At 51.5% G+C, this 24,073-nt stretch carries 22 protein-coding genes; 9 read left to right on the forward strand and 13 right to left on the reverse strand.

Annotated elements, in window-relative coordinates; translation table 11 throughout:
* Positions 1 to 32: 32 nt before the first annotated feature.
* The 4 genes from LC073_RS12525 to LC073_RS12540 form a co-directional block, all read right to left on the reverse strand.
* The gene (locus tag LC073_RS12525; RefSeq protein ID WP_226647559.1) at positions 33 to 1,169 is read right to left on the reverse strand and encodes a TIGR01620 family protein; all 1,137 of its coding nucleotides are present in this window, start codon (positions 1,167 to 1,169) and stop codon (positions 33 to 35) included.
* On the reverse strand, positions 1,169 to 2,608 hold the full coding sequence (locus LC073_RS12530; RefSeq protein WP_226647561.1) for a YcjX family protein: 1,440 nt from the start codon (positions 2,606 to 2,608) through the stop codon (positions 1,169 to 1,171). Before LC073_RS12530 ends, LC073_RS12525 begins: the two co-directional genes overlap by 1 nt.
* 135 nt (positions 2,609 to 2,743) lie before the next feature.
* Complete coding sequence (locus LC073_RS12535) at positions 2,744 to 3,553, reverse strand: GIN domain-containing protein (protein WP_226647563.1); 810 nt, start codon at positions 3,551 to 3,553, stop codon at positions 2,744 to 2,746.
* Between the two features lie 134 nt (positions 3,554 to 3,687).
* Entirely contained in the window at positions 3,688 to 4,110 is a 423-nt protein-coding gene (locus LC073_RS12540) for an HIT family protein (protein ID WP_226647565.1), read from the reverse strand.
* 336 nt (positions 4,111 to 4,446) lie between these two features.
* Here LC073_RS12540 and LC073_RS12545 point away from each other — a divergent pair, with 336 nt between their 5' ends.
* The 4 genes from LC073_RS12545 (at position 4,447) to tcdA (ending at position 6,687) form a co-directional block, all read left to right on the forward strand.
* Positions 4,447 to 4,806, forward strand: coding sequence for a hypothetical protein (locus LC073_RS12545; protein WP_226647567.1), 360 nt, complete (start codon positions 4,447 to 4,449; stop codon positions 4,804 to 4,806).
* 130 nt (positions 4,807 to 4,936) lie between these two features.
* Positions 4,937 to 5,401, forward strand: coding sequence for an FKBP-type peptidyl-prolyl cis-trans isomerase (locus LC073_RS12550; RefSeq protein ID WP_152454109.1), 465 nt, complete (start codon positions 4,937 to 4,939; stop codon positions 5,399 to 5,401).
* Positions 5,402 to 5,438: 37 nt separating this feature from the next.
* Positions 5,439 to 5,894, forward strand: coding sequence for a thiol-disulfide oxidoreductase DCC family protein (locus LC073_RS12555; RefSeq protein WP_226647568.1), 456 nt, complete (start codon positions 5,439 to 5,441; stop codon positions 5,892 to 5,894).
* Positions 5,881 to 6,687, forward strand: a complete 807-nt coding sequence (gene tcdA, locus LC073_RS12560) for a tRNA cyclic N6-threonylcarbamoyladenosine(37) synthase TcdA (RefSeq protein ID WP_226647570.1) — start codon at positions 5,881 to 5,883, stop codon at positions 6,685 to 6,687. The genes LC073_RS12555 and tcdA overlap by 14 nt, the downstream gene beginning before the upstream one ends.
* Here the strand turns inward: tcdA and LC073_RS12565 are convergent.
* Positions 6,684 to 7,547: a LytR/AlgR family response regulator transcription factor gene (locus LC073_RS12565; RefSeq protein ID WP_226647572.1), complete on the reverse strand. Its 864-nt coding sequence runs from the start codon at positions 7,545 to 7,547 to the stop codon at positions 6,684 to 6,686. The two genes, tcdA and LC073_RS12565, sit on opposite strands and share 4 nt — an antisense overlap.
* Before the next feature lie 164 nt (positions 7,548 to 7,711).
* On the opposite strand from LC073_RS12565, the gene LC073_RS12570 reads away from it, so the two are divergent.
* A complete protein-coding gene (locus LC073_RS12570) occupies positions 7,712 to 8,908 on the forward strand; it encodes an acyltransferase family protein (protein ID WP_226647573.1) in 1,197 nt (398 codons plus the stop codon).
* Positions 8,909 to 8,913: 5 nt separating this feature from the next.
* Here LC073_RS12570 and LC073_RS12575 read toward each other — a convergent pair whose 3' ends face one another.
* On the reverse strand, positions 8,914 to 10,578 hold the full coding sequence (locus LC073_RS12575) for an aminotransferase class V-fold PLP-dependent enzyme (protein ID WP_226647575.1): 1,665 nt from the start codon (positions 10,576 to 10,578) through the stop codon (positions 8,914 to 8,916).
* The gene (locus LC073_RS12580; RefSeq protein WP_226647576.1) at positions 10,575 to 11,363 is read right to left on the reverse strand and encodes a TatD family hydrolase; all 789 of its coding nucleotides are present in this window, start codon (positions 11,361 to 11,363) and stop codon (positions 10,575 to 10,577) included. The genes LC073_RS12575 and LC073_RS12580 overlap by 4 nt, the downstream gene beginning before the upstream one ends.
* 32 nt (positions 11,364 to 11,395) lie before the next feature.
* Between LC073_RS12580 and LC073_RS12585 the strand changes: the two genes are divergently transcribed.
* On the forward strand, positions 11,396 to 12,028 hold the full coding sequence (locus tag LC073_RS12585) for a LysE family translocator (RefSeq protein WP_226647578.1): 633 nt from the start codon (positions 11,396 to 11,398) through the stop codon (positions 12,026 to 12,028).
* A gap of 96 nt (positions 12,029 to 12,124) precedes the next feature.
* Here the strand turns inward: LC073_RS12585 and LC073_RS12590 are convergent, their stop codons facing one another.
* A complete protein-coding gene (locus LC073_RS12590; protein ID WP_226647580.1) occupies positions 12,125 to 12,607 on the reverse strand; it encodes a hypothetical protein in 483 nt (160 codons plus the stop codon).
* Between the two features lie 499 nt (positions 12,608 to 13,106).
* Here LC073_RS12590 and LC073_RS12595 point away from each other — a divergent pair, with 499 nt between their 5' ends.
* The 3 genes from LC073_RS12595 to LC073_RS12605 all read left to right on the forward strand — a co-directional run bounded on the left by LC073_RS12595 (position 13,107) and on the right by LC073_RS12605 (position 18,016).
* Positions 13,107 to 14,231, forward strand: coding sequence for a M14-type cytosolic carboxypeptidase (locus tag LC073_RS12595; RefSeq protein ID WP_226647582.1), 1,125 nt, complete (start codon positions 13,107 to 13,109; stop codon positions 14,229 to 14,231).
* A 629-nt stretch (positions 14,232 to 14,860) separates the two neighbouring features.
* A complete protein-coding gene (locus LC073_RS12600; RefSeq protein WP_226647584.1) occupies positions 14,861 to 16,063 on the forward strand; it encodes a phosphatidylinositol-specific phospholipase C domain-containing protein in 1,203 nt (400 codons plus the stop codon).
* Between the two features lie 189 nt (positions 16,064 to 16,252).
* Entirely contained in the window at positions 16,253 to 18,016 is a 1,764-nt protein-coding gene (locus LC073_RS12605) for a M28 family metallopeptidase (protein ID WP_226647586.1), read from the forward strand.
* Positions 18,017 to 18,399: 383 nt separating this feature from the next.
* Here the strand turns inward: LC073_RS12605 and LC073_RS12610 are convergent, their stop codons facing one another.
* The 5 genes from LC073_RS12610 to LC073_RS12630 form a co-directional block, all read right to left on the reverse strand.
* Entirely contained in the window at positions 18,400 to 20,034 is a 1,635-nt protein-coding gene (locus LC073_RS12610; protein ID WP_264190549.1) for an AMP-binding protein, read from the reverse strand.
* A gap of 149 nt (positions 20,035 to 20,183) precedes the next feature.
* A complete protein-coding gene (locus LC073_RS12615; RefSeq protein ID WP_226647588.1) occupies positions 20,184 to 20,522 on the reverse strand; it encodes an SCP2 sterol-binding domain-containing protein in 339 nt (112 codons plus the stop codon).
* A gap of 83 nt (positions 20,523 to 20,605) precedes the next feature.
* On the reverse strand, positions 20,606 to 22,399 hold the full coding sequence (locus LC073_RS12620) for an acyl-CoA dehydrogenase C-terminal domain-containing protein (protein ID WP_226647590.1): 1,794 nt from the start codon (positions 22,397 to 22,399) through the stop codon (positions 20,606 to 20,608).
* A 176-nt stretch (positions 22,400 to 22,575) separates the two neighbouring features.
* Positions 22,576 to 23,646, reverse strand: coding sequence for an AraC family transcriptional regulator (locus tag LC073_RS12625; protein WP_226647593.1), 1,071 nt, complete (start codon positions 23,644 to 23,646; stop codon positions 22,576 to 22,578).
* 4 nt (positions 23,647 to 23,650) lie between these two features.
* A complete protein-coding gene (locus tag LC073_RS12630) occupies positions 23,651 to 23,851 on the reverse strand; it encodes a hypothetical protein (RefSeq protein WP_226647595.1) in 201 nt (66 codons plus the stop codon).
* Between the last annotated feature and the right edge of the window lie 222 nt (positions 23,852 to 24,073).

The following is a 24,073-nucleotide window of genomic DNA, read 5'->3' on the forward strand; positions in this document are numbered from 1 at the left end:
CCGCAGCCCCTTGCGGGCCCCCTTCGATAAGTTCATCGTTTTCGTGAAAACTTCTCCCCAGACTTAGTGGGTGTATTCGCACCCCGACTACCAAACCCAACCACAGAGAAAACTTCCGGCATGCGCTCCTTCAGCCCGATGCCAATACGCTTTATTAACGCAGATAAGCGCGGACGCTGCTTTTCGGCAAAGGGGATAGGCCTACAGCTTTGCATGGCAGCAAGCCCGATTCGCGCCATAAACAGGCTTGCTCCCACGCCCTGCCCCAAGCGCGCAGAAACTGTCCCAACAAGGCTATCTCCCACCAAATCCGGCCACATCTCGCTAATCGCATATTCACTGGCACCACTATAGGCCACCAGCGCGAGCACTTTCTTGAAAAGGCGCCAGCGCACTACGATTGATGGCTGCACTCCATAAATTTGTGCCACATCGTCGATCATTCGTAACGATTGGCGCAGAGCTACCAGAATATCAACACTGGCAAAAGGGCTGAGGCCCACCAATGCACCCGTTGTCGTCGAGTGACGAACTACACGGCGCTGAGCCTCCTGGTCGAGGGCATTGAGGAAAGTGACCTCAAGATGCTGCAGCAACTCACTGCTGTCATAGTAATCCGGTGCGTCATCCAATACCCGGTTGAGCAACACTCCTTGAGGCTTCTCCGAAAAGTGTTCTTGCAACTGTCGGCGGAAAGATTCCGCCTCCTCGTGACTGCGACACTCCCGCATCTCAGCCGCCATCGCCTGTGTTTTTTGCAGCTTGCGCAGTGGTCGGCCAGCGCGAAAAAACTCCCACAAAGAGCTGATAATTGCTGCAGCAAAACTTGCTATCACTACACCCGCGAGAACACCGAGCATCCAGTGCTTATCCGCAGCCCAGGTATACAACTGACGCAATTCCCAAGCGAGGACAGCCACTATTAATGCAACAGATGAGATTAGCGCAGGCTTTAACCATTTAAGGCGAAAAACGGGTAAGCGCAGCTCCGAAAAAGCAATCCTGTCGGGCAGAGACTCGCCTGTGGTAATCGATCGCGGAATGTCCCCCTCCTCTTCGAATAAGCTTTCTACACGTGTAGTATCCCTGTGAGGGGTTTCTCTCTCGGGCTCCTGTAAGGACTCTATTCGGGTTACTCGGCGCGGAGCCTCTTTATTCTCATCACCCATCAAACCTTATCTCCAAGCAACAAATTCAAAAGCGCATCGACACGGATATGTGGGATTGAGCCGGCATCCATACCCTGCGGAGGGCGCAACTGGGGCGGAGCTGCGCCAGTGTAGTGACTCCAACCGCCCTCTTCACTAGGCAAATGTGAAGATATCTCTGCATTCTCAAAGCCCAGGTAACGCCCATTCAGATCATGCCCCACCAACATGCGCCGCCCATTGCGCTGATCCTCGCGAGAACACCGCACGGCGGCAATCGCTTCACTAAAAATCGGTAAGCCTCGGTGACGTGCTCCGGTAAAGGTCTGCTGCAATTGCTGCCCAAGAAGCTGACGCAGGGCGTCGTGATCGGCCGCGAGCACCTGATCAACCTTGGTAGCGGCAAATAACAGACGATTCACCTTTGGTCGCCATAATTTGCTCAATAGACCGGAATCTCCGTAGCGAAAGGTATCGGCAATATGGGTAAACGCCAGACGCATATCCTCCAGGGCCTGCTCGCCTGCAAACAGTGTACCGATCATATCCACCAAAACCAGTTGCCGGTCGAGATGCTTAAAGTGACTATCCAAAAAAGGGGCCACCCTGTCATGTACATAAGTTTCATAGTGGCGGCGTAGAACCTGATAGTTACTCTTCTCTGGCAACTGCCTCAACTCATCGGCACTAAAGCCCCTAAGGTCCAGCAGGGGTAATACCCGGTAATCTTCATCATCCAAAAGCGCACGTCCAGGCTGCAGGTAACTGAGTTTACGCTCACCGCGACAATCCAAGAGAAACTGGCGATAATCTCGCCACAGTGCGGTCAATTCTGACTCCTTTGCTTCAGCCTGAGGAGAAAGCGCAGCCAAACGTTGCAAAAGCTCCGGCGCCAACCCGGCTCGCGTATCACCTCCAATAATGTGGGCCTGGTGCCGACACCAATCGCGAAAATCCATTCGCATCATTGGCAGGTCCATCAACCACTCACCCGGATAGTCCCGCAGCTCCAAAATCAGGGTCTTGTGCCCATTGCCACGAAAACGGCGATGGCGTCGAAGATGAATATGTAACTCCATCGCCGAGACATCGCGGGTACTCTTAGGCCACCTGGGCGGGTTTGACATCAAGGCATTCAGGCAGCTTTCATAATCAAAGACTGGCAGGCCGGAATCGAGGGCGGGCTTTATTTCCGCGCCGAGTAAGTCTCCATTTAATGCGGGGGCAAAGCCGGGCAACTGTGCTTTCTGTGGATGGCTCAGCTGGTAAATCAGGCTGGTGAGCAGGGTCGATTTGCCCGCACCACTTAGTCCCGTCACACCCACACAGATACGGCGATCCATAAGGCGCTCGGCAACCCAATGAGATTTCTCCTGTGCACCCCTTCCCCACTGGCGCAATTTTTCCTTGAGACGCCGACTGCGTGTATCTTTTTGATCTGAAGGGTGTTCCAGGCTCATCAGCCTAATCCCTGTCACCTGCGATTCCATGGGGAGTACACTTCCAAAATAGAAAATTAGGCCGAAGTAGATGAGGCCCTAAAAGGTGGGCACTGTCTTTTAGACAGTGCCAGCTATGAAGTTTGACCGCGGGGGTTAGTCTACCAGTGCAACGTCGCCCGATCCCATCACGGAAAAGGAATCTTTCAGCGGGCGTTTCAGGACGATATCCCCGGACCCCATCACAGAACCACTGGCGTTATCCGCACGCAGACTGCGGCCGACAAAGTCACCAGACCCCATGATTCGAATGTTAACGTCGGCTACACGACCTCCAACTCGCATATCCCCCGAGCCCTTGATTTCTGCTGTGAGCTTCTCACCGGTGATTCCACCAAGGAAGATATCACCTGAGCCACTGATGCCAATTTCACTGTTGACGGATAATGCTTTATCCAGGATCAGGTCCCCAGAGCCTGTAACGTAAGCACTGAGATTCTCAGCCGCCGCTTTGGCAACGCGCACAGTACCAGAACCTGTGACTTTAAGGTCAAGCTTTTCACTTTCGAGGTTTTCTGCCACTGCCTGGCCGGAACCTGTCACCTCGATTCCCTCAACCTTTGGCATGGTAACCGTAAACTGTACCTTCTGATCCAGGTCCCGGGTAATGGTGATCACACCAAACCAGTGCTGAGTGTTGTCATCTACAGACAACTCCAGCGTGCTACCTTTAACCTCTGCTTTAGCGTGGGGCATTACATCAGCTGGACCAGTAGCATTTACGGCAAAATGATCCCCCTGAATCACTTCAACGTGGGAACTACCTCGCAGGGAGACTCGGGTAAACCCACTGACATCGAAGTTTTTACTTTCCTTTTTTTCAGCCTCGGCGAGGGCGCTACTGACAGCAAAAAAGGCCAGCAGAGCTAACAAAGGGGCTAAAAAAGCTTTTCTAGTGGTTGCCATTGTAAAATTCTCGTAGTTATCACTGTCATCTATTACTGACTACCCGAGTATACGAATTGGATGCAGTGCCTCCAGAAATAATTCCAGAGGCGCAGAAAGGAGACCAGCTAGTCAGAGTCCACCCAAAAAAAACATCAAGCGCACTCAGCCTCCGAACACCCCTGATGCTTTAAGGTGCTACGGATTTTCTCTGCTTCGGCGGCCAGTTGTTCAGGCGCTGCGCTCTTTTGCAAGGAAAAATCGAAGTCAGTCAATTCATTGACGGGAATCAGATGGATATGTGTATGCGGTACTTCCAAACCTGCAATCATCACTCCAACGCGCTTAGGGGAATACACTGCCTTCAACCCTTTGGCGACTTTTTGTGCAACCAACATTAGATGCGCCGCAAGTTCAGCGGGTACATCGTCCCAATGATTAATTTCTTCTACCGGGATTACCAGGCAATGTCCCGGTTTGATGGGAGAAATAGTCAAAATTGCAATCGCTTTTTCATCCCTCCAAATAAAATGTCCCGGTAAGTCCCCATTCAAAATTTGTGTAAAAATGCTTGCCATAATTCAATCCAAAGAGTTGCAATTTTTTATTTGGTTCAATCGTGCAGTCTAACATCTACATTAAAAAACACAGAGTAAAGAGATAAAAAACACCAACATAAATAGCGATTTTTTATTTGGCGTAGATAAAAGCAAGACAGGTAACTACCTGTCGAACAGAATGACAATTTTCTTAAAGTACGTTGGCAGTCCAAGAGAATATGACTTACGCTGCACAGCAATTAATGTTGTACCGTATTAGAGCCAATGCATTCTGTGCATTTTTTCTATCACAATATTTTTTCGGCTCTACGGAATTTTATATTTCAGTACCAACTGCTCACCGGGGGGAGAGATATGAACAGCCTGTTAGAACAGGTCGGTGGTGCTAAATTTGTCTGTCATACAGTCAATGAATTTTACGAAACCATAGGCCGCCACCTTTCCAGTTACGAAACCTGTGATCACCGCAAACAACAAAGTCGCCAGGCACAATTCCTAAACCACGCCTTCTCCGAACAACCCGAGCCCGATCGCAGCAGTCGCGCCAGTTTTCTAGCCCGCGGCCTGAATCCAGCCCTGTTCGATGCCCTGCTCGAATACCTGGAGGCCCGCTTTGAGGAGCTGGAGTTTCCATGGCAGCTTAGTACAAATCTTATACAAGCAGCGAGCAGCCTATATGGTGGCTGCGAACAAGACCTCTCCATTGCCTGCTGATACCCCTTGCGCCGCACAAGTTGCGGCGTGTGTAACCTCTCAATACAATTACTTCCTCATAGCCTTTACCTACCGTTTTCCAGCGCAGCGGTAAGCGCTACTTCACTCATTCTTCAATCAGAGACTATCCATGAAGATTGCCAACCACACAGTTGTGGAAATCAACTACACCCTGAAAGATGCAGACGGAACAGTCATCGACTCCTCCGCCAATGGGGAGCCACTCAAGTACCTGCAGGGCGTGGGCAACATTATTCCTGGCCTCGAGCGGGAAATGCTGGAAAAGGCACCTGGAGACAAGTTCACCGCCGTGATCTCTCCTGAAGAGGGCTACGGCCAACAAAACCCTGAACTGATCCAAACTATGCCACGCAGTGCCTTTGGCGGCGTAGAAGAGCTGGAGGTCGGCATGGCTTTCCATGCCCAAAGCACCGATGGCCACCCTATCGAAGTTGAAATTATCGATATTGATGGCGATGAAGTCACCATTAATGGCAATCATCCACTTGCCGGTGTCGAGTTGCACTTTGAGATCGAAGTTATCTCCGTACGCGAAGCGACCGCAGAAGAGATCGACCACGGCCACGTGCACTAAGCTATTCGGCGGCCCTCTGGGTCGCCCATTCCCCCCTATGCCCCCTTCTACACCAGAGAAAATCGTTCTTTTCGATAGCCAGTGCAACTTCTGCAATGGCTGGAGCCGCTTACTCCTTAAGTATGATCCGCATTGTCGCTTCACCCTCTGCCGAGTGCAGTCTCAGGCCGGTCAGTATTACTTGGGGAAGCTGGGACTACCTCTGCAAACCTATGAGAGTGTGATCCTGTTGGAGCGCCAAGGAAACACTTTCCTGCAATATCATAAGAGTGAGGCGGCCCTGCGTATCTCAGCCGACCTGGATGGCTACTGGCATTATCTTGCATTTTTGCGCTACATTCCGCGCCCAGTGCGGGACTGGCTCTACGACCTTGTAGCGCGCAATCGCTATCGTTGGTTTGGCCGGCGCGACAGCTGCCTGTTGCCATCTGCGGCACAAAAACACCGTTTTCTGGAAGATGTATCGGAAAAGAACCCCAATGAGTCTGTCTGAACAATACCTGCAACGCTTTGGCGGTATCGGCCGCCTGTACGGTAATCACGCCCTGGAGAAATTGAACCAGGCCCACATGGTAGTCATCGGCATCGGCGGAGTGGGCACCTGGATTGCAGAGGCACTAGCCCGCAGTGGCGTAGGCGCCCTGACACTAATCGACCTCGACGATGTTTGTATCACCAACACCAATCGCCAGTGCCATGCCCTATCCTCCACCGTTGGGCACATGAAGGTCGAGGTTATGGCCGACCGACTCAGGCAGATCAACCCCGAGATAAATGTCTCTTCTATCGATGACTTTATCGCCACGGACAACCTGGCCGAGTTGATAGCCCCAGATAAAGCTCAGATTGATATTGTTATCGATGCCATCGACAATGCACGGGTTAAGGCCGCCCTTGTGGCCTACTGCAAGGCGCGCAAGTTGCGCCTGATAACTGTTGGCTCCGCCGGCGGAAAGCGCTCCCCACAGGCTATTGAGTGTGCAGACCTCGGCCGCACCATCAACGATCCCATGCTGGCCAAGGTGCGCCAGCACCTCTACCGTTTTCACAACTTCCAAAAAAGCAGTAAACGGCAGTTTGGTGTGGATGCCATCTTCTCCCGCGAAGCGATGGTTTATCCAAAACCCGATGGTGAAGTTTGCCAGCAGAAGAGTGCCATGCAAGATGGGGTCAAATTAGACTGCAGCGGTGGCTTTGGCGCAGCAACCATGGTTACCGGCACTTTTGGCTTTGTGGCAGCCTCCCGAGCCATTGAGCGACTTTTACAGGCAAAAGGCACAAGTTAAACCGGCTTCAGCTGAGCCCTGAGCAAATCCCTATAGCGTCGACTCACAGGGATTTGCTGGCCACCTTTCAGGCAAATACGCGCATCCCCGCTTTCTAAGGGCACTATCTCGGCGATTGAGTCCAAACGCACAATATAGGAGCGATGCACTCGAACAAAAGTATCTGGGTCTAGGCGCCCCAGTAACTTTGCCATGGTGTCACGAAGGGGATAAATCCTGTCTCCCAAGTGTAAATTTACATAATTCCCGGCAGCTTCCACCCATTCAATATCCTGGACATTCACCAGAAACTCTTTTCCCAGTTTCTTTATTAAAAGGCGCTCGGGACGCTCAATCGAGTCTGCTGGCCGCCCGTCACGCGAGCGTTGTACTGACTCACTCTGAGACTCATTCTGCAAATGATGTAAGAAAAAGCGGTATAAATAGACAGAGCCCAAGAGAACTCCATAAGTGCGGAAATCTTTCAGATACTCATAGAAAAACTCACTCCCCCAATCACCAAAATTGTAAGAGCCACCTTCGAGATAGTAGATCGCCGTACGCAGTGCCACCATAGCAGCAACATGTAAAAGCGACCAAGGCAGGGTCAGTAGTAGGTGTATAACGAGATTTCGAGCGAGCGTCTCTTTACTCAGGGGAAAGCGACGATCCCAGATTAAAATCAATGGGAACAATAGCCCCACGACAAGAATGCTGGTCCCCTCCCAAACCAGAAACTCCCAAGGCTGAAATCTGGTCTCCCTTCCGAGATGCTCCAGATACACCACTGTAAATTGCACCAGCCAAAGCGCAATTAAAAAAAGAATCCAGAGTGCTATTTCAAATTGCCGTCTGCGCGACAGGTACAGCTGTACCGACATTGATCCCAATCCCCATGAAATTTCGCCAGTAGCATAGCCACAACTCACCCCTGAAAACCACCACTCACACCTATAGCAGTGCATCTCACGTTTTTTGGCTGGTAGACAGGGCATTTCTCCATGGAGCATAGCGGAACTCGTTTCAAATCCAAATGAAGGAAGCTATGCAAAAAGTCACCCAGCGTCGCCATGACATCGATGCCCTCCGCGTGTTGGCCTTTGGCCTACTGATTCTGTATCACCTGGGAATGGCCTATGTGGCCGAATGGGGCTGGCATGTGAAGAGTACTCATCAGAGTGAATCTCTTCAGATCCTGATGCTGGCAGTCAACCAGTGGCGAATGCCACTACTGTTTCTCATTTCTGGGGCCGCGACTTACTTCCTGTTTGGTAGGTTGGGGGGCGCTCGATTTCTACTCCAGCGATTACGACAACTGCTTATCCCGCTTCTCTTCGGCATTTTAGTTGTAGTGCCACCACAAGCCTACTATGAAGCGCTCTCCAACGGCGTTATAGAGCCAGGATACCTAACCTTCCTCTGGCAATACTTTACGTTTCAACCCTGGCCAGCCGATAGCTTTGCAGGCAGCCATGTCGGCCTCACCTGGAATCACCTCTGGTATTTGCCCTACCTACTCTGCTACACGCTAGCCATAGTCCCAGTAGCTTATTTTCTGCGGGCCTATCAGGCAGGAATAGAATACTGGATATCTGGCCTCAAGGCATGGCAGCTTCTGTTCATGCCGCTGTTACCCCTCACCTTATACGGCCTCTACCTCTTCCCGCTTTTTGGTGGGATAAACCACGCCGTTGTTGGTGATTGGTATACCCATGCGCAGTTTTTTACTTTCTTTTTACTTGGCTACCTGCTGGTAAGTAATAAAGCCCCATGGAAGCTACTCGTGCGACTGCGTATCTTCCTACTGGTTGCGGCACCGCTCTGTTTTTGCCTGTTCCTGCTGTTCGATCGGGGATTGGAAGGGGATATGTTTCCTGGGCAGTCATTAATTCAATTGATTGTTATTTATGCAAACCGTTGGTTTTGGCTACTGGCAGTATTGGCGTGGGGACACCATTACCTGAACCATCCCTTTGCATGGTTGCCCTATGCCACAGAGGCAGTTTACCCCTGGTACATCCTGCACCAGACCATTACTGTTATGGCAATCTTTAGGCTCAAAGGGTTATCCCTGGGGCCGGTTGTTGAGCCACTTCTGGTCTTTTTAATAACGGTGATAGGGTGTATCGCCATTCACGAATTTATAATTCGGCGAGCGTCCTTGTTACGCTTACTATTCGGACTAAAAGCCAAAACACTTGGTAAACCCCCGCTCCTGAGTCCGATTAACCAAAGCTTATAACTCTGTCACAACCGATTTGCATCGCTCTCTATCTGGTGGAAGGCTCGACGCATTAAAGCGTAAAACCCATTGCTGCGAGACCGACTCAAATGTTTACTCAGCCCCAGCTCTTTAAACAGCAGGGGCAGGTCCAGCATTTCAATTTCCTCCGCAGTGCAGCCATCTATCTGAGAAAGCAGAAGTGCTCCTAGCCCTTTTACCACCCGACTATCGCTGTCGAGCCCAAAAAAATGACGCCCATCAATCTCCTGATGTACCAACCAGGCTTCCGATTCACAACCGCGAACGAGATTCTCGGGATTACGGATCTCCGGCTTGCGGGAAACCACTTTACTCCACAGTAATAGCTCTCGGTAACGCCCCTGCCAATTTCGATGGGAAGCTAGGCGCTCGAGTTGTAGCAAGGAGAAATCATCTCTAGTCCAGCTAGTGGTTTCTATTTCCTCACCTGATGTGGCCAACTGCTGAACCTCACAGTAATCTTCCAGAGCCAGCAAAAAAGCCCTGATATCACTGTCAGTATTGTAGGCAGCTAAAGAAGCGCGCACAGTAACTTGGTTGCCACTGGTTTTCCCCAATATTTGCGCGCAATGGTGCCCCACCCGCACGGCAATATCCCGTTCGTCCAGCCAATGCATTAAATCTGTAGCGCTACCATGAACCGGTACAAACGCAATAATTCCCAAATTGTGGTGAACCTGGCTGATTAGGCGAAAATTTGGGGAAGCATTTAGCTCCCGATGCAGCGAACGTGTCAGCCGTTGTTCATGTTCGGCCATGGCGACACGATCCTGTCGGGAGAGAAAATCCAGTGCGGCGCCCAATCCGGCAATAGCTGCGAGTGGTGATGTACCCGCCTCAAACTTATGCGGTAATTCGGCGTAGCGGCTCTGCTGGAACTCCACCTCCGTTATCATTTCACCCCCACCGAGCCAGGGCGGCATCGACTCCAAAAGGGTTTCCCGCCCATAGAGAAAACCTATCCCACTGGGACCGTAAAACTTATGCGCGGAACAAACAAAGAAATCACAGCCAATCTTCTGCACATCAATTTCTTCATGAGCGGCTAACTGGGCTCCATCCACGACCCACATTACGTGCATACGCCGCAGTAATTGGCGGATTAACGAGAGATCAGGACGCAAGCCTATTGAGTTGGAGCCACCTGTCAGAGATACCACTCGGGTACGCTCATTCAACACCTCCCCCAATCGATCAAACTGGGGTATCCCAGCAGTATGTGGCACATAACGCAGGATCAGATTATGGCGTTTGGCCGCCATCTGCCAGGGTACGATATTTGCGTGGTGTTCAGCCGTGGAAATAACGATTTCATCACCGGGCATTAATTCACTGCAAAGGCAATGGGCGAGAAGATTCAGGGCCTCAGTTGCACCGCGACAGAAAATAATTTCTTTTGCGCTAGCGGCATTCACAAACTGCCTGACTTTATCACGCACCTGCTCAACCATTTCTGTAGACTTGCGCGCGAGCCGATGACTAGATCTGTGGGTATTGGCACTACTGTGAATATAGTAATCCCGCATCGTATTAATGACCGACAGCGGTTTTTGTGTGGTGGCCGCATTATCCAGATAGACAAGACCCGCATTTTCCTCCTGGGAAAAAAGTGGAAACTGCTTTTTGAATTGTTCTGCGGAAAAACTCATAGGGAAAATAACATCTCAGTATTTTTTCGGGTTGCAGTGGCCACTTCCTGCAGGGAAACATCGCGCAAAATTGCTAATTCAGCAGCTATTAATGGTAGATTTTCCGGGCTATTTCGCTGTCCCTGCCGGCCTGACAACGGCATATCCGGCGCATCGGATTCTAGTATCAAACTCTCCAGCGGCATCCGTGCAACCGTTCGACGGGTTTTTGCAGCACGGCTGTAGGTGATAGTGCCACCAACGCCCAGATAAAAACCCATCTTCCAGTACTCCATGGCCATCTGCTCACTACCACTAAATGCATGCACCACTCCTCCCCGAGGGAGGTGGTATTGCTTCAATAGTTTGAGCACTTCGTTGTGCGCTCGATGTACATGTAGAATCAGCGGTAAATGTAAATCACTGGCAACTTCCAGCTGGATTTTAAATACAGCCATCTGCCTTTCCAGGGGAGTCGCTATAGCCGCATCCAGGCCGCACTCCCCGACAGCAACACACTGGTTTTGCTTTAGGTGCTCAGCCAGCAACCTGCCCAGTTCGGCCTCTTCCCTGTAATCTCGTTCTTCCGCACAATTTTTTGAAACCCACCATGGATGGACCCCCGCAGCTGCATGCCAATGCGGCTGATTGCCGACCAAATGCGCAAGCCTTTGCCATTGCGATATACAAACACCGGGAATGATTAGTTGATTGATCCCAGCATCTGTACAGCGCTGCCAAATCTGGGCCCGGTCCGGCTCAAAAATATCAAAATCAAAATGACAGTGGCTGTCGATCAATTTCACTTGTGCTTCCCTAGTTTTGCCTGCATCTTAGCATGACGCCCAAAATGGAACCCGAGGCTCCCTTGATAGAAACGCTGTTACCCATCGCTCTTTTTGTCTTTTCCACCAGCATCACTCCCGGCCCCAATAACCTGATGATTATGTCATCGGGGCTTAATCACGGAGCCAGCCGCTCATTGCCGCACCTCTTAGGGATCTGGCTCGGATTTCCGGCTATGGTCATTGCAGTGGGGCTAGGGCTCGGCTCACTATTCAGCCAGTTTCCCATTCTTCATGAAATTATCCGCTGGGTTGGCATAAGCTACCTACTTTATCTAGCATGGCTTATCGCCTCCACTCGTGAGATAGACTCCGCCAGTGATCGCCACCCGTTTTCTTTTTTTCAAGCTATCGCCTTTCAATGGGTCAACCCCAAGGGCTGGATTATGGCTATAGGCGCACTCGCAGCATTTACCAGCCCAAATGGAGAAGTATGGAAAGACATTGTGCGGATCGCTTTGGCCTTTATTGCCATTGGTGGTCCCTGTGTCGCTATTTGGCTGTTCTTTGGGATAGGGCTAAAGCGATTCCTGACCGAGCCCAATCACCTACGGCTGTTTAATATCGCCATGGGCCTACTACTAGCGGCCAGCGTGGTTCCTTTGGCATTAGAAGGTCTGTATTGAGCCAGCGCTACTTGAGAGAAAAAACAATGAAGGGAAAAGGGACGACAAGTGCCAACTTGGAGTCCCCATAACTAAAAGAAAAGAACGGCACAAAACCTAACGCGATGCGGTTTGTGTAGTCGTCGCAGCCCGCAAGGCCGCAGAGTCCTCAAGCCAAACGATATCACTGGTATCGATCTGGCTTTCGGTGACATCGGATAAGGTTTGCCCGAGACTCTGTAGGGTCCTTTCTTCTGAAGTGAAAGTTTCTATCGGCAACTCAAGCCAGGCCTGCCCCTCTTCATCGATCACCTGGCGCACTTCGCCTCCATCCAGGCTACTAACGTGACGTTCTATCACCGAGCTACTTCCCGGCGGCAAATAAATGGTGCCATTGGTGATGTCCACTGCAAAAGCCACAACTCCGGGAATAATGCCAAACAGCAGTGCCGCCCCATCCAGTATCAATACGGCGGGGTCAACTCTCCCACCACTCTGCCCTTTGCGCTCCGGGTATAAAAAATAACCACAAGCACTCATATTGATCACCACGGTCAACAAACCGATGAATACGATGCCACTCTTGAGTTTTCTATTCATGGCTTACCTCTATTATTGACTTTGAAAATATTGTCCAGGCGGGTATATCCCCCTGAAATGAGTTCCGCCAAGCCTTTAAGCTTCCCCCAGTACACCTCGTACAACTCATTATTGACGGGATGAAAGATAAGCAAATTTACGCCTATCTGCACCAACGTACAACAATTGCTCAATGGTACTGCCTAAACTTTAACCAGCACTTGTTGCGGGATGTTAAGGAGATGTAGTCGATTTCTGACAGTGTGGAGTGACGCACTTGTGATCAGGCCGGGCAGTGAGCAGTCGCCAGGGGTCCGACACCGGAAATTTCAGGGAGCAGTAGTCGTAGCGGGTGCCGCCATGGAATGGCTAAAGCACGGTATCGAATGCGGTACCGTGCTTTTTTAATTTTTGAAAGTACAAAATTGCACCCATAACTGGCGAAATCCACCATTCTCCCCCTGAAAAAATCCCTCCAGAGCTGTATCCTGCGCCCAACAACAAGAGTGGAGCTCACTACATGTACATAACCAGTGCCTTTGACAGCGGCAATATCGAAGTGATCAACGCTGAAAGCAGCCCGATTGAGCTGGCAATACGCCAGGATAACAACTCCGATTTCTACCAGTGGTTTCACTTTCGGTTAGAAGGAGAGGTAGGCGCCAGCTATCCGCTAAGTATTGTCAATGCAGGCAAGTCCGCCTACCCGGAAGGCTGGGAAAACTACCGGGTATGCGCCTCCTATGACCGCCAGAACTGGTTCCGTATCGGCGCCAACTACGATGGCAAATCCCTCGACTTTACCGTAACCCTGGATGAACCCAGCATTTATCTCGCTTACTTTGCGCCCTACTCCTGGGAACGCCACCTCGACCTGCTGGCCTGGGCACAGAGCAATGAGCGGGTGAGGATCCAAACCCTCGGCAAGACCCTCGATCAACGCGATATGACCATGCTCACGATCGGAGATGCCGAGAGTGCCAAACACCGAGTGTGGATGATCGCACGCCAACACCCTGGGGAAACCATGGCGGAGTGGTTTGTGGAAGGATTCCTCGAAGCACTGTTGGATGATGCCAACCCCCAGGCCCAGAAACTCCTCGCGGATACTGTTTTCTACGTGGTTCCCAATATGAACCCCGACGGCAGCGTTCGCGGTCACCTACGCACCAATGCCGCTGGGGCCAACCTGAACCGTGAGTGGCTCAATCCAAGTATGGAGCGCAGCCCGGAAGTCTTCCTGGTTCGAGAAAAGATGCTGGAAATCGGCGGGGATATCTTCCTGGATATTCACGGTGACGAAGCACTTCCCTACAACTTTGTCGCCGCTTGTGAGGGTATTCCCGGCTATGACGAGCGCCATGCGAAACTGGAAGAGACCTTTAAACAGGCCTACGAAGCAATCAGCCCCGACTTCCAAACCAAGCACGGTTACGAGCTGGACAAACCCGGCGAGGCCAATCTTACTATTGGCACCGCATGGGCAGGCCACCAGTTCCGCACTCTTGCGTTGACCTTGGAAATGCCGTTTAAGGATAACGACAACCTGCCAGACCCAGTGGAAGGTTGGTCCCCAGCACGCAGCCAGCAATTGGCCCGCGATATCCTTTACCCGATACGCGAAGTTTTAAAATCTTTTAAATAACTTCGATAAGCGCCACCTCAGAGGAGTGAACTCGAGAGGTGGCCATTAAAATCCCACCTGTAGCCGCACGCACAACCCTTTGCTCTCAAAAAAGCTACTTGTAGATTCTTTTTTCAATCCCAAAAAATTCGCCCTACCATTTTAAAAACTCATAAAAAAGAGACTTTACACTAATCTGCAGTACCTACAAAAATAAACATAAGGAAAAAATGTAACAAAAAATTCCAATTAAAAGCTCCCTTCATAAAAAGCCTCCAATATAAAACAAAGGCAATCGCACAATTAGTTGGTGCCCACCCACCATATAAACCAAGAGTCAACCCCCTACTAAAACCTCCTAACTCGACTGAGTTTAAAGAGAAAAAGTAGTCAATTGAGCAGTAACATTCTAAACAAGATATTCAGACTTACTGCTATTAGCCTCGATATAAAACCAACCTTAACCGCAAAAATCGGTAACGTGAAACGCCACCTATAGACAGGTACAGCCATCCATAGTAAAAACAATTAAAAGCGCTTACCGGCAGTATAAGAAAAATAATAAACCCAACCAAAATCAACAAAGACTTTCAATTCACACCTCTGAATTGAAAGGCCTGCAATCCAAAAAAACTCCCCGGAGAATAATAATGATACGCTCTATCAAGCAGTTGATTCATGCAGCTTTTTTCATCCTGTTTTTTGTCAGTACACCACTTTTGGCGGATAGCGTCACCGACTTCCAAAACAGCTGGACAGGCAGGGCCCTGGACCTGCAACGGAAAATCGACAACCACACCCCTATGAGCGAGAACAATATTCTCGGCACACACAATTCTTACAATTCAGAGGTCTATCGGGCTTGCAACTTCTCTGTGGGCTGTCGCTATCTAGATCCCCAACAGGAATATTCCATCAAGGATCAGCTGCGGTTGGGGGCAAGATTTATTGAGCTGGACGTTCACTGGACGGCAAAAATGGAGAGCCTTTTCTCATACCCCAAACGCCTGCTGCTCTGTCATGGATTCTGCAGTTTGAATGACAAATACGCTACCGAAGGTTTCAATGAGGTGAAGGACTGGCTGAATGACAGCGCCAATCAGGATGAGGTGATTATTCTCTACATCGAGGACCACTCTGATGGCCACCACCAGGATCTCTACGATCAGTTAACCAGCAGATTCGGTGACAAAATCTATTACAGTGGTGGCTGCCAAAGTATTCCCACCACGCTCACCAAGAACCAGGTGCTCGCAGCCGGTAAACAGGTAGTGCTCTGGAAGGATGGAGGCTGCTCTGGAAACACCAGCATGCAGAATATGGCCTTTACCGGACTCGGAGAAATCGGCCGGGTGTGGGAGGACAGTACCACCATCGGAACAATCGGCGAGATTTTCAGTGGCGGCATCGAAAGGATCACCGCTAACGATGTGCGCAATGGCTTTGCCCTGGGCCACAACATTATCAACCTCGACAATATGAACACTAGTGACGGTCGTATCGCCGCCGCCATCTGGTCCTGGGATCAAAACGAACCCAATAACCTCAACAATGAAGATTGTGCGATGCAGTGGGGCAATGGACGTTGGAACGATTCCAACTGCAGTAATCAATACAGCTTCGCCTGCAAGAATATTACTGATGGCAGTTGGGCGGCCACCGCCTCTATCGGCCCCTGGGCTTACGGAAGCGCCAATTGCCAAGCCCTCGGCAGCCAGTATGCCTTTGAGGTACCTACCAACAGTAAAGACAATCAGGCCTTGAAGGCAGCGAAGGAAGCCACCGGCTACGACAAGGTCTGGATTAACTATCAAGACCAGTCGACTGAAGGTCAGTGGCTGCGCAGCGAGTAAACCCCGACCCAACCACTCCCTAATACATGCTTTTTCGGGCCCGTGCGGGCCCGTGTTAGTCGCGCGGGCTCTTCTCTCCTGCCAAATACCCTCAGCCTTTCCATACTGCCTGGGTTCCGTGAGCACTATCGTTAGTTTGCTTTATATCGTGCATAATCCCTGCCTGAGCAAGACTCACAGGACATAATTATGCGAATCCCTACCCGCTGGCGCCGCCTCGGCTTGACCATTGCCGTTGGCAGCGTACTGACCGCTTGTGGCAAAGACACCACCGAATCAGCCAAACCGCACGCTGACCACAGCGCGGCCCATGCTGAGCACCATCAGGCAAGCAACGCCAAGCTATCTCTCAGTGAAGCCGAACAGGCTCAGGTTGATGCGATTGCCGCAGACCTACACAAACATATTGCAATCCTCGCCTCCGACAAGTTCGAAGGGCGCGCGCCTGCCACCAAAGGCGAAGAACTCACCGTTAATTACCTGGCGGAACAGTTCAAGGCCCTGGGCCTGGTGCCGGGTGCATTGGACGCGAAAGGCAAACCCAGCTGGTTCCAGCAGGTACCTATCGTAGAAATGGAAATAGAAACCACTCCCCTAAAATTTAAGGGAGATGGTTTTGAGCAATTGTTGCAACCGATCGACGATATAGTGGCTTTCACCCAGAGACAAACTGCCGGCTCCTCCCTGGAAAACAGCGAGCTGGTATTTGTTGGCTACGGTATTGTCGCACCAGAGAACAACTGGAATGACTACGCCGGCCTGGATATGAAAGGCAAAACCGCAGTCATCTTGGTCAATGATCCCGGGTATGCGACCAAGGACGAGGCGCTCTTCAATGGCAATGCCATGACCTATTACGGTCGCTGGAGCTACAAGTTCGAGGAAGCCGCCCGCCAGGGTGCCGATGGTGCAATTATCATTCACGAAACCGATGCCGCCGGTTACCCCTGGGAAGTGGTCAGTGGCTCCTGGTCGGGGGCACAAGTCAGCCTCGAAGCCGAGAACCAGAACGCTGACCGGGTTGCCGTTGAGGCCTGGATGACCAACCAAGCCGCCAATGCACTATTCCGTTCAGCCGGCCTAGATCTACAAAAGGAAATGGATGCAGCCAAAATCCAGGGCTTCAAACCCAAGGCTCTAGGCGTTACTGCCAGTGTACAATTGAAAAACAGCCTGCAGAAATCCAACTCCCTCAACGTGGTCGCCAAACTGCCAGGCAAAAAGCACCCCGAGGAGGTGGTTGTCTACACCGCGCATTGGGACCACTTGGGTATTAATAAGAACGCGGAAGGTGAAGATCATATCTTTAACGGTGCCGTAGATAACGCCACCGGCACTGCCGGCCTACTCGCTATGGCGGCAGAGGCGGTGAAGCTGGATCGCCCGGAACGCTCATTGCTGTTCGTTGCCGTAACCGCTGAAGAATCCGGTCTGCTTGGCTCCAAGTACTATGCCGAAAAGCCAGTTGCCCTTTTAGAGAAAACCGTCGCCGGCATTAATTTCGACGCCATGAACGTACTGGGTCCGGCCCGTGATATTACGGTAATCGGTTACGGCAGTAGTGAGCTGGAGCAGTTGCTGGAAGTATCCGCCAAGAAACAGGGCCGCTACCTGGCTGCGGAAGAGCACCCTGAGCGCGGCTACTTCTACCGCTCAGATCACTTCAGCCTGGCGAAAAAAGGCGTACCCATGCTGTATTTCGATTCCGGCACCGACGATTTTGAGCATGGCCGCGAGTGGGCCCAGGCAAAAGGCGCCGAGTATGTCAGCCAACACTACCATAAACCCGGCGATGAATATGATCCCTCCTGGAACCTGAAGGGATCAGCCATGGATCTGCAGCTTGGTCTCAAATTGGGTCTGCAGCTAGCCAACAGCCGCGACTGGCCCAACTGGTATGAGGGCAACGAGTTCCGTGCGATTCGCGACGCGAGTGCCGAAGCCCGCAAATAAATACTCTTCGAATATTCTACTGCGGTGATAAGCTCAGCATCACCGCAGTAGAACCTGATTTTCCTTCATCGATATAGCCAGCTCTCATAGAGGGCAATCTTTCCCCCCCATATCTTGATCTCGGAATTTGCAAGCTAACCCAAAAAAGCCCAACTGTTTCCAGCTGGGCTTTTGGATAACCTTCATACATACAAGCACAGGAAAATAACCCACCCCACACAACAAAAGGATAAATCTATTTAGATTTGATCATCACCGGGGAGTTATTGATTTAGATAGGGAAATTTGTGGGGATTTTTATAGACTGAGAATGCTCGATTGACTTACGGCAACACATCCATGTGTCGCAATAACCCGTCAATAATTTGCGGGTTAGCTATCGATCAGGCGCCGACCGCATCCATTTTCTTCAACTCTTCTTCGCGCAACTCGCGACGCAGAATCTTGCCAACATTGGTCTTCGGCAGGTCATCGCGGAATTCAACCGACCTCGGCACTTTGTAAGCTGTCATATTTTCACGACAGAAAGCGATAACCTCTTTCTCGGTCAGGGAAGGGTCAGCTTTAATCACAAAAAGCTTAACCTGCTCGCCGCTCTTTTCATCGGGGATACCAATTGCCGCAGCTTCGGTCACCTTTGGATGGGCACTGACGATATCCTCAATCTCATTGGGATATACGTTGAATCCAGACACAATAATCATGTCCTTCTTGCGATCCACAATTTTGATGTAACCATCGTCCTGGATCACTGCCATATCACCGGTATTCAGCCAGCCTTCGCTGTCGAGGGTATCAGCAGTGGCCTCGGGGCGCTGCCAGTAGCCCTTCATTACCTGAGGGCCACGTACACAGAGTTCACCGGGAGAATTGTTCGGCAAGTCATTGCCGTTCTCATCCACGACCTTGACCTCGGTTCCCGGAACCGGGATACCCACGGTACCCAACTGCACGCCGTCAGTGGGGTTAAAAGACACAACGGGAGAGGTTTCCGTCATACCGTAACCTTCCATAACCACACAGCCGGTCAGTTCCTCCCAACGTTTGGCGGTATCCCTTGTTAGTGCCATACCACCAGAAGCCGTGGAATGCAGTTTACTGAAATCCAACTCAGCAAAATCTTTATTCAGCATCAGGCCATTAAACAGGGTGTTCAGACCGACAAAGCCGGTGAAGCGCTGTCCTTTCAGGGTTTTCACAAAGCCAGGAATATCGCGCGGATTGGGAATCAGCAGGGAGTGGTTGCCGGTAGAGAACAAACACATGCAATGGATGGTAAAGGCGTAAATATGATAGAGAGGCAGCGGAGCGATATAGAACTCCTCGCCTTCCTTCATACCACTGCCAAACGCTTCGAGTACCTGCTGCATATTGGCAACCAGGTTGCGATTGGTCAGCATCGCGCCCTTGGCAACACCTGTAGTGCCACCGGTATATTGCAACACGGCAACATCTTCTGGTGCGCGCTCAATATCTTCGCTGGCCTGTTGTGCACCGAGAGTGAGAGCCTCGCGGAAATTCACCTGTTGGGCAAAGGAAAATTCCGGCACCATCTTTTTGATGTGCTTGGCAACACCGTTGATCAGAATCCGCTTTAAGGGGCTGTGCAGGTCGGCGATCTCGGTAACGATCACTTTTTCCACACTGGTTTCAGCCACAACAGTGGAGGCGGTATCGGCGATATTAGCCAGTACTACCAGTGCCTTTGCACCAGAATCATTCAGCTGGTGCTTCAATTCACGCGGGGTATACAGCGGGTTGGTGTTGACTACCACAAGTCCGGCACGCAAAGCGCCAAAAACAACCACAGGATACTGCAGTACGTTGGGCAGCTGGATAGCGATGCGATCACCGGGCTTTAAATTGGTGTGATTTTGTAAATAGGAGGCAAACTTTGCGCTCAGGGTATCGATATCACCAACGGTCAGGGTTCGCCCCAGGCAGGTGAAAGCCGGTCGGTCACTAAATTTGGCGCAAGCGCCTTTAAATACATCGAGAATGCTGCGGTCAATGTCCAACTCTCTTCTCCCATTCCTGATTGTTGTTATCGCTTGCTCACTTCTCCCGTCCTTATAGACGAAACCTGCCATCTTTCGGAGCCAGCGAGAAATTATTTATTGTTTGTAGTATGTTGCGAGACAATAAAAAAGAGGCTCATTCATGCCCCTCAAAGCCCATTCACCTCTTTACTCTGCGCAGGAAACAAACCTGCCAGTGCGGCGGCTAACTCTCTATCGCCAGTGTATTGGACATCTCCCAACAGAAAGGCGTGCCTAGCGTTTAAATGGCCATCCAAAATTGCATTCAAAGTGTGATTAGCCATAACCAATATTAGTGCCGGTTCTTCCGTTTGCCCGAACTCGGAAACCACTTCGAGATCATTCGGAGCTCCTTTTACGTAAACATAAAAGTCACAGGCATCCGGCAGGCGGAACTGTACCCGAGCAAGTGGGTGCGAACAAGCTATGCGCCGCAGGCGCTCCTGAACTAAATCCGGCAATTGCATCGGAATCTCTCCGTCATTGGCCACTTCGGCGCCGGTAAAAAAAACCGCCGGTGAAAACCGGCGGTTTTTTGCTGAGATTGGATTTAGAACGCGAAATGCTCTGCGTCCAGATCCATCAGGTTGGCCGCGCCACTCTGCATAGTTACAGCATGGCTAGCGGTACGCGGAAGGATGCGCTCGAAATAGAAGCGGGCGGTCTTCAGCTTGGCATGATAGAAATCTGCTTCATCAGTGCCTTCAGCCAGCTTGTCGTTAGCGACTTTAGCGGCACGCGCCCACAGGTAACCCAGCACGGTGTAGCCGGAGAACATCAGATAATCTACGGAAGCCGCACCGACTTCGTCCGGATTTTCCATAGCCTTACCGCCTACATGCAGAGTCAGATCACCCCACTGCTTGTTCAGCTCTTGCAGCTTGGTAACGAAAGGTGCAAGCGCTTCGTTATCGATTTCCGCCTGGCAGAACTTGTGCACTTTCTTGGTAAAGCGGCGCAACAGCTCACCCTGGCTCATCAGTACCTTACGACCCAGCAGGTCGAGGGCTTGAATACCAGTAGTCCCTTCGTAGATGGTAGAGATACGCGCATCGCGCACATTCTGCTCCATACCCCACTCGGCAATGTACCCATGGCCACCGAAACACTGCAGACCCAGGTTGGCGGATTCAAAACCGGCTTCAGTGATAAACGCTTTGGCGATCGGAGTGAGGAAAGCCAGCAGGTCCTCCGCCTCTTTTTTCGCCTCATCGTCACCTTTGTGGGTAACGTCGACCAGTTGCGCACAAGTGGCAACCAGCATACGGCTGCCTTCGACGATAGCCTTCTGGGTCATCAGCATACGGCGCACATCGGGGTGCACGATGATCGGATCTGCTGGACCCTCTGGGTTCTTAACACCAGACAAAGAGCGCATTTGCAGACGGTCCTTGGCGTAGGCCAGAGACTTCTGGAAACCGATTTCTGAGTGGGCCACGCCCTGCAGCGCTGTACCCAGGCGCGCGGTATTCATAAAGGTGAACATGTAGTTCAAGCCCTTGTTGGGCTCGCCGATCAGAAAACCTTTAGCGCTGTCGAAGTTCAGGACTGCAGTGGCGTTACCATGGATACCCATTTTGTGCTCCAGGGAGCCACATACCACACCATTGCGTTCGCCCAGGGAGCCATCGGCATTGGGTACAAACTTGGGCACAATAAACAGGGAAATACCCTTGGTGCCCGCCGGCGCATCCGGGAGGCGTGCCAGAACGATATGAACGATGTTCTCGGTCATGTCGTGCTCACCGGCGGAGATAAAGATCTTGGTACCGGTAATCGCGTAGGAACCATCTGCATTGGGCTCAGCCTTGGTACGCAGGATACCCAGGTCGGTACCACAGTGCGGCTCGGTCAGACACATGGTGCCAGTCCAGCTGCCTTCAACCAGCTTGGTCAGGTAAACGCTCTTCTGCTCATCAGTTCCGTGTTCTTCCAAGGTGTTCATGGCACCGTGGGACAGGCCCGGGTACATTCCCCATGACCAGTTGGCGATACCCACCATTTCACTCAAGATGGTCCCCAGAGAGGGCGGCAGGCCCTGACCACCGTATTCGGGGTCGTGGGGCAGCGCCGGCCAACCGGCCTCCACAAATTGCTGATAGGCTTCTTTAAAACCTTCCGGAGTGGTGACTTCACCATCTTTCCAGGTGCAGCCCTGCTGGTCGCCAATCTGATTCAGCGGAGCCAGTACGTTTTCACAGAACTTGGCACCCTCTTCCAGGATGGCATCCACGACATCAGGCGTTGCCTCCTCGAAACCCAGAGACTCGTAATGCTTATCTGAGTCCAGCATCTCGCGCATTACGAAACGCATATCACGCAGTGGCACTTTGATATCGGTCATCCTGATACCCTCAATTCGGTTATGTTAAGACCAGTCAGAAACTGACTGGTCATATTTGTGACTAATTACTAAGATTGGTTCATCATAGTAGTAAGGCTGCAGCCCCCTCTATGGCGAAATCCGTCCAAAGCGGTGACAAATCGAGGCGGGAATTCAAAAAAATGTGACCAGCTAAGTCAAATATCCAGGCCAGCGGCGGCGCGGCCGCCACGGCGATATTCGCCTGGCGTAATACCAGTCCACTTTTTAAAAGCGCGGAAAAAAGCACTGGACTCATCAAATCCAAGCATCTCAGCAATCTGGCCATTAGACAGATCTGGGCAGCTCAGGTAATGGAAGGCGGCCTCCATACGGCACTCATCTTTCAACTTCTGGTAGGAAGTCCCCTCTTGCTGCAGGCGGCGGCGCAAGGTTGTCACCGACATATTGAGCCGATCAGCCACAGCTTCGGCGGCGGGCATGGATTCACTGACATCCCGATTGAGGATGGTTTTAACCTTGGTTTTAATACTGTTAGCGCTGCCGTCACTGATCACCAGGTGATAGGGCGCGGTGCGGATAAAATCCTCCACCATCTGGGGGCTCTGCACCACCGGATAGTCGAGATAGCGCACGTCGTATTCAAGCGCATTGAAAGGCTGCTCAAAAGACAGCTCGTCCGCTTCGCTCTGAGCCAGGCTGCGGAACTCCTCCGGGCAGGGAAAAGAAAAATGTAAGCGCGCCAGCGGGATTTCGCGCCCCGCCAGCCAACAGTAAAAACGGTGCCAAACTGCCAGCGTAGTACGCACTACGCTCGGGCTTGTAGAGGCCAGTAGCCTGTCGAATTCCCCCGCTTCCAGGGAGCTGATGCCGTGAATTTCCACCCGAACGCGGCCAGCTTCACCACCATGCAATTCCGGCTTTACCTTAAAACCTCGGCAAATCTCCATAAATTCGGCACAGAGCGTAATCGCCTGGCGCAAAGTTGCGCAATTGACCACAGCCATACACAGCAAACGAAAGGAGCCTGAACGCACCCGTCCCCCACTGAGCATGCCAAACCACTCATTTTGAGCCAGCCACATAACCCGCTGGTAAAGGCGGCCGTATTTGATCGCCGAAAATGCGGCCACGCCCTCCAGTTCCTGCTCATCGATTCCAACCGACTCGAGCAATTCCACACGGTCGCAGCCGTGGCGAGTCGCCTCCTCCAGCAACCGCTCCAGGTAGGCTATGGGTATACGAATGTCCTCTTCTGATGCCGCCATCTGTCTACTTTCGCCTGCGTAACCAGCTCAATACGGCCCCAAAACCCATCGCAGCTGCAATAATGACAAACAGCGCTACCAGCAATAGGACCAGGTAATAAAGAACATCCTTGACGGGCAGGTCCCAGCTATAGATCGCCGCCGCAATAAATGCGACACAGGCGAGCACGCTGGTAATAAAGGAGCGGCGACTTTTATTGGCCATGATGATCTGGATACATTGATTTCAAAACAGGTGAGATAGCCACTTCTTGTGACGCTACCATTATATCGTCGGTGCCAGCGAGCCTCTGAAAGCCCTACAGAAACATTACAAAGTTAATCAAATGTTCCCTAGGTACCGACGCGGCGTCGAATCGTGAGGGATCGGCAGGTATCTGTCAACGCCGCAGGAGGCGCGAATGCCCAGAAGAATGCTGGAACCTGA

Source organism: Microbulbifer variabilis, from assembly GCF_020524905.1.
In the GTDB taxonomy this organism is placed as follows: domain Bacteria; phylum Pseudomonadota; class Gammaproteobacteria; order Pseudomonadales; family Cellvibrionaceae; genus Microbulbifer; species Microbulbifer variabilis_A.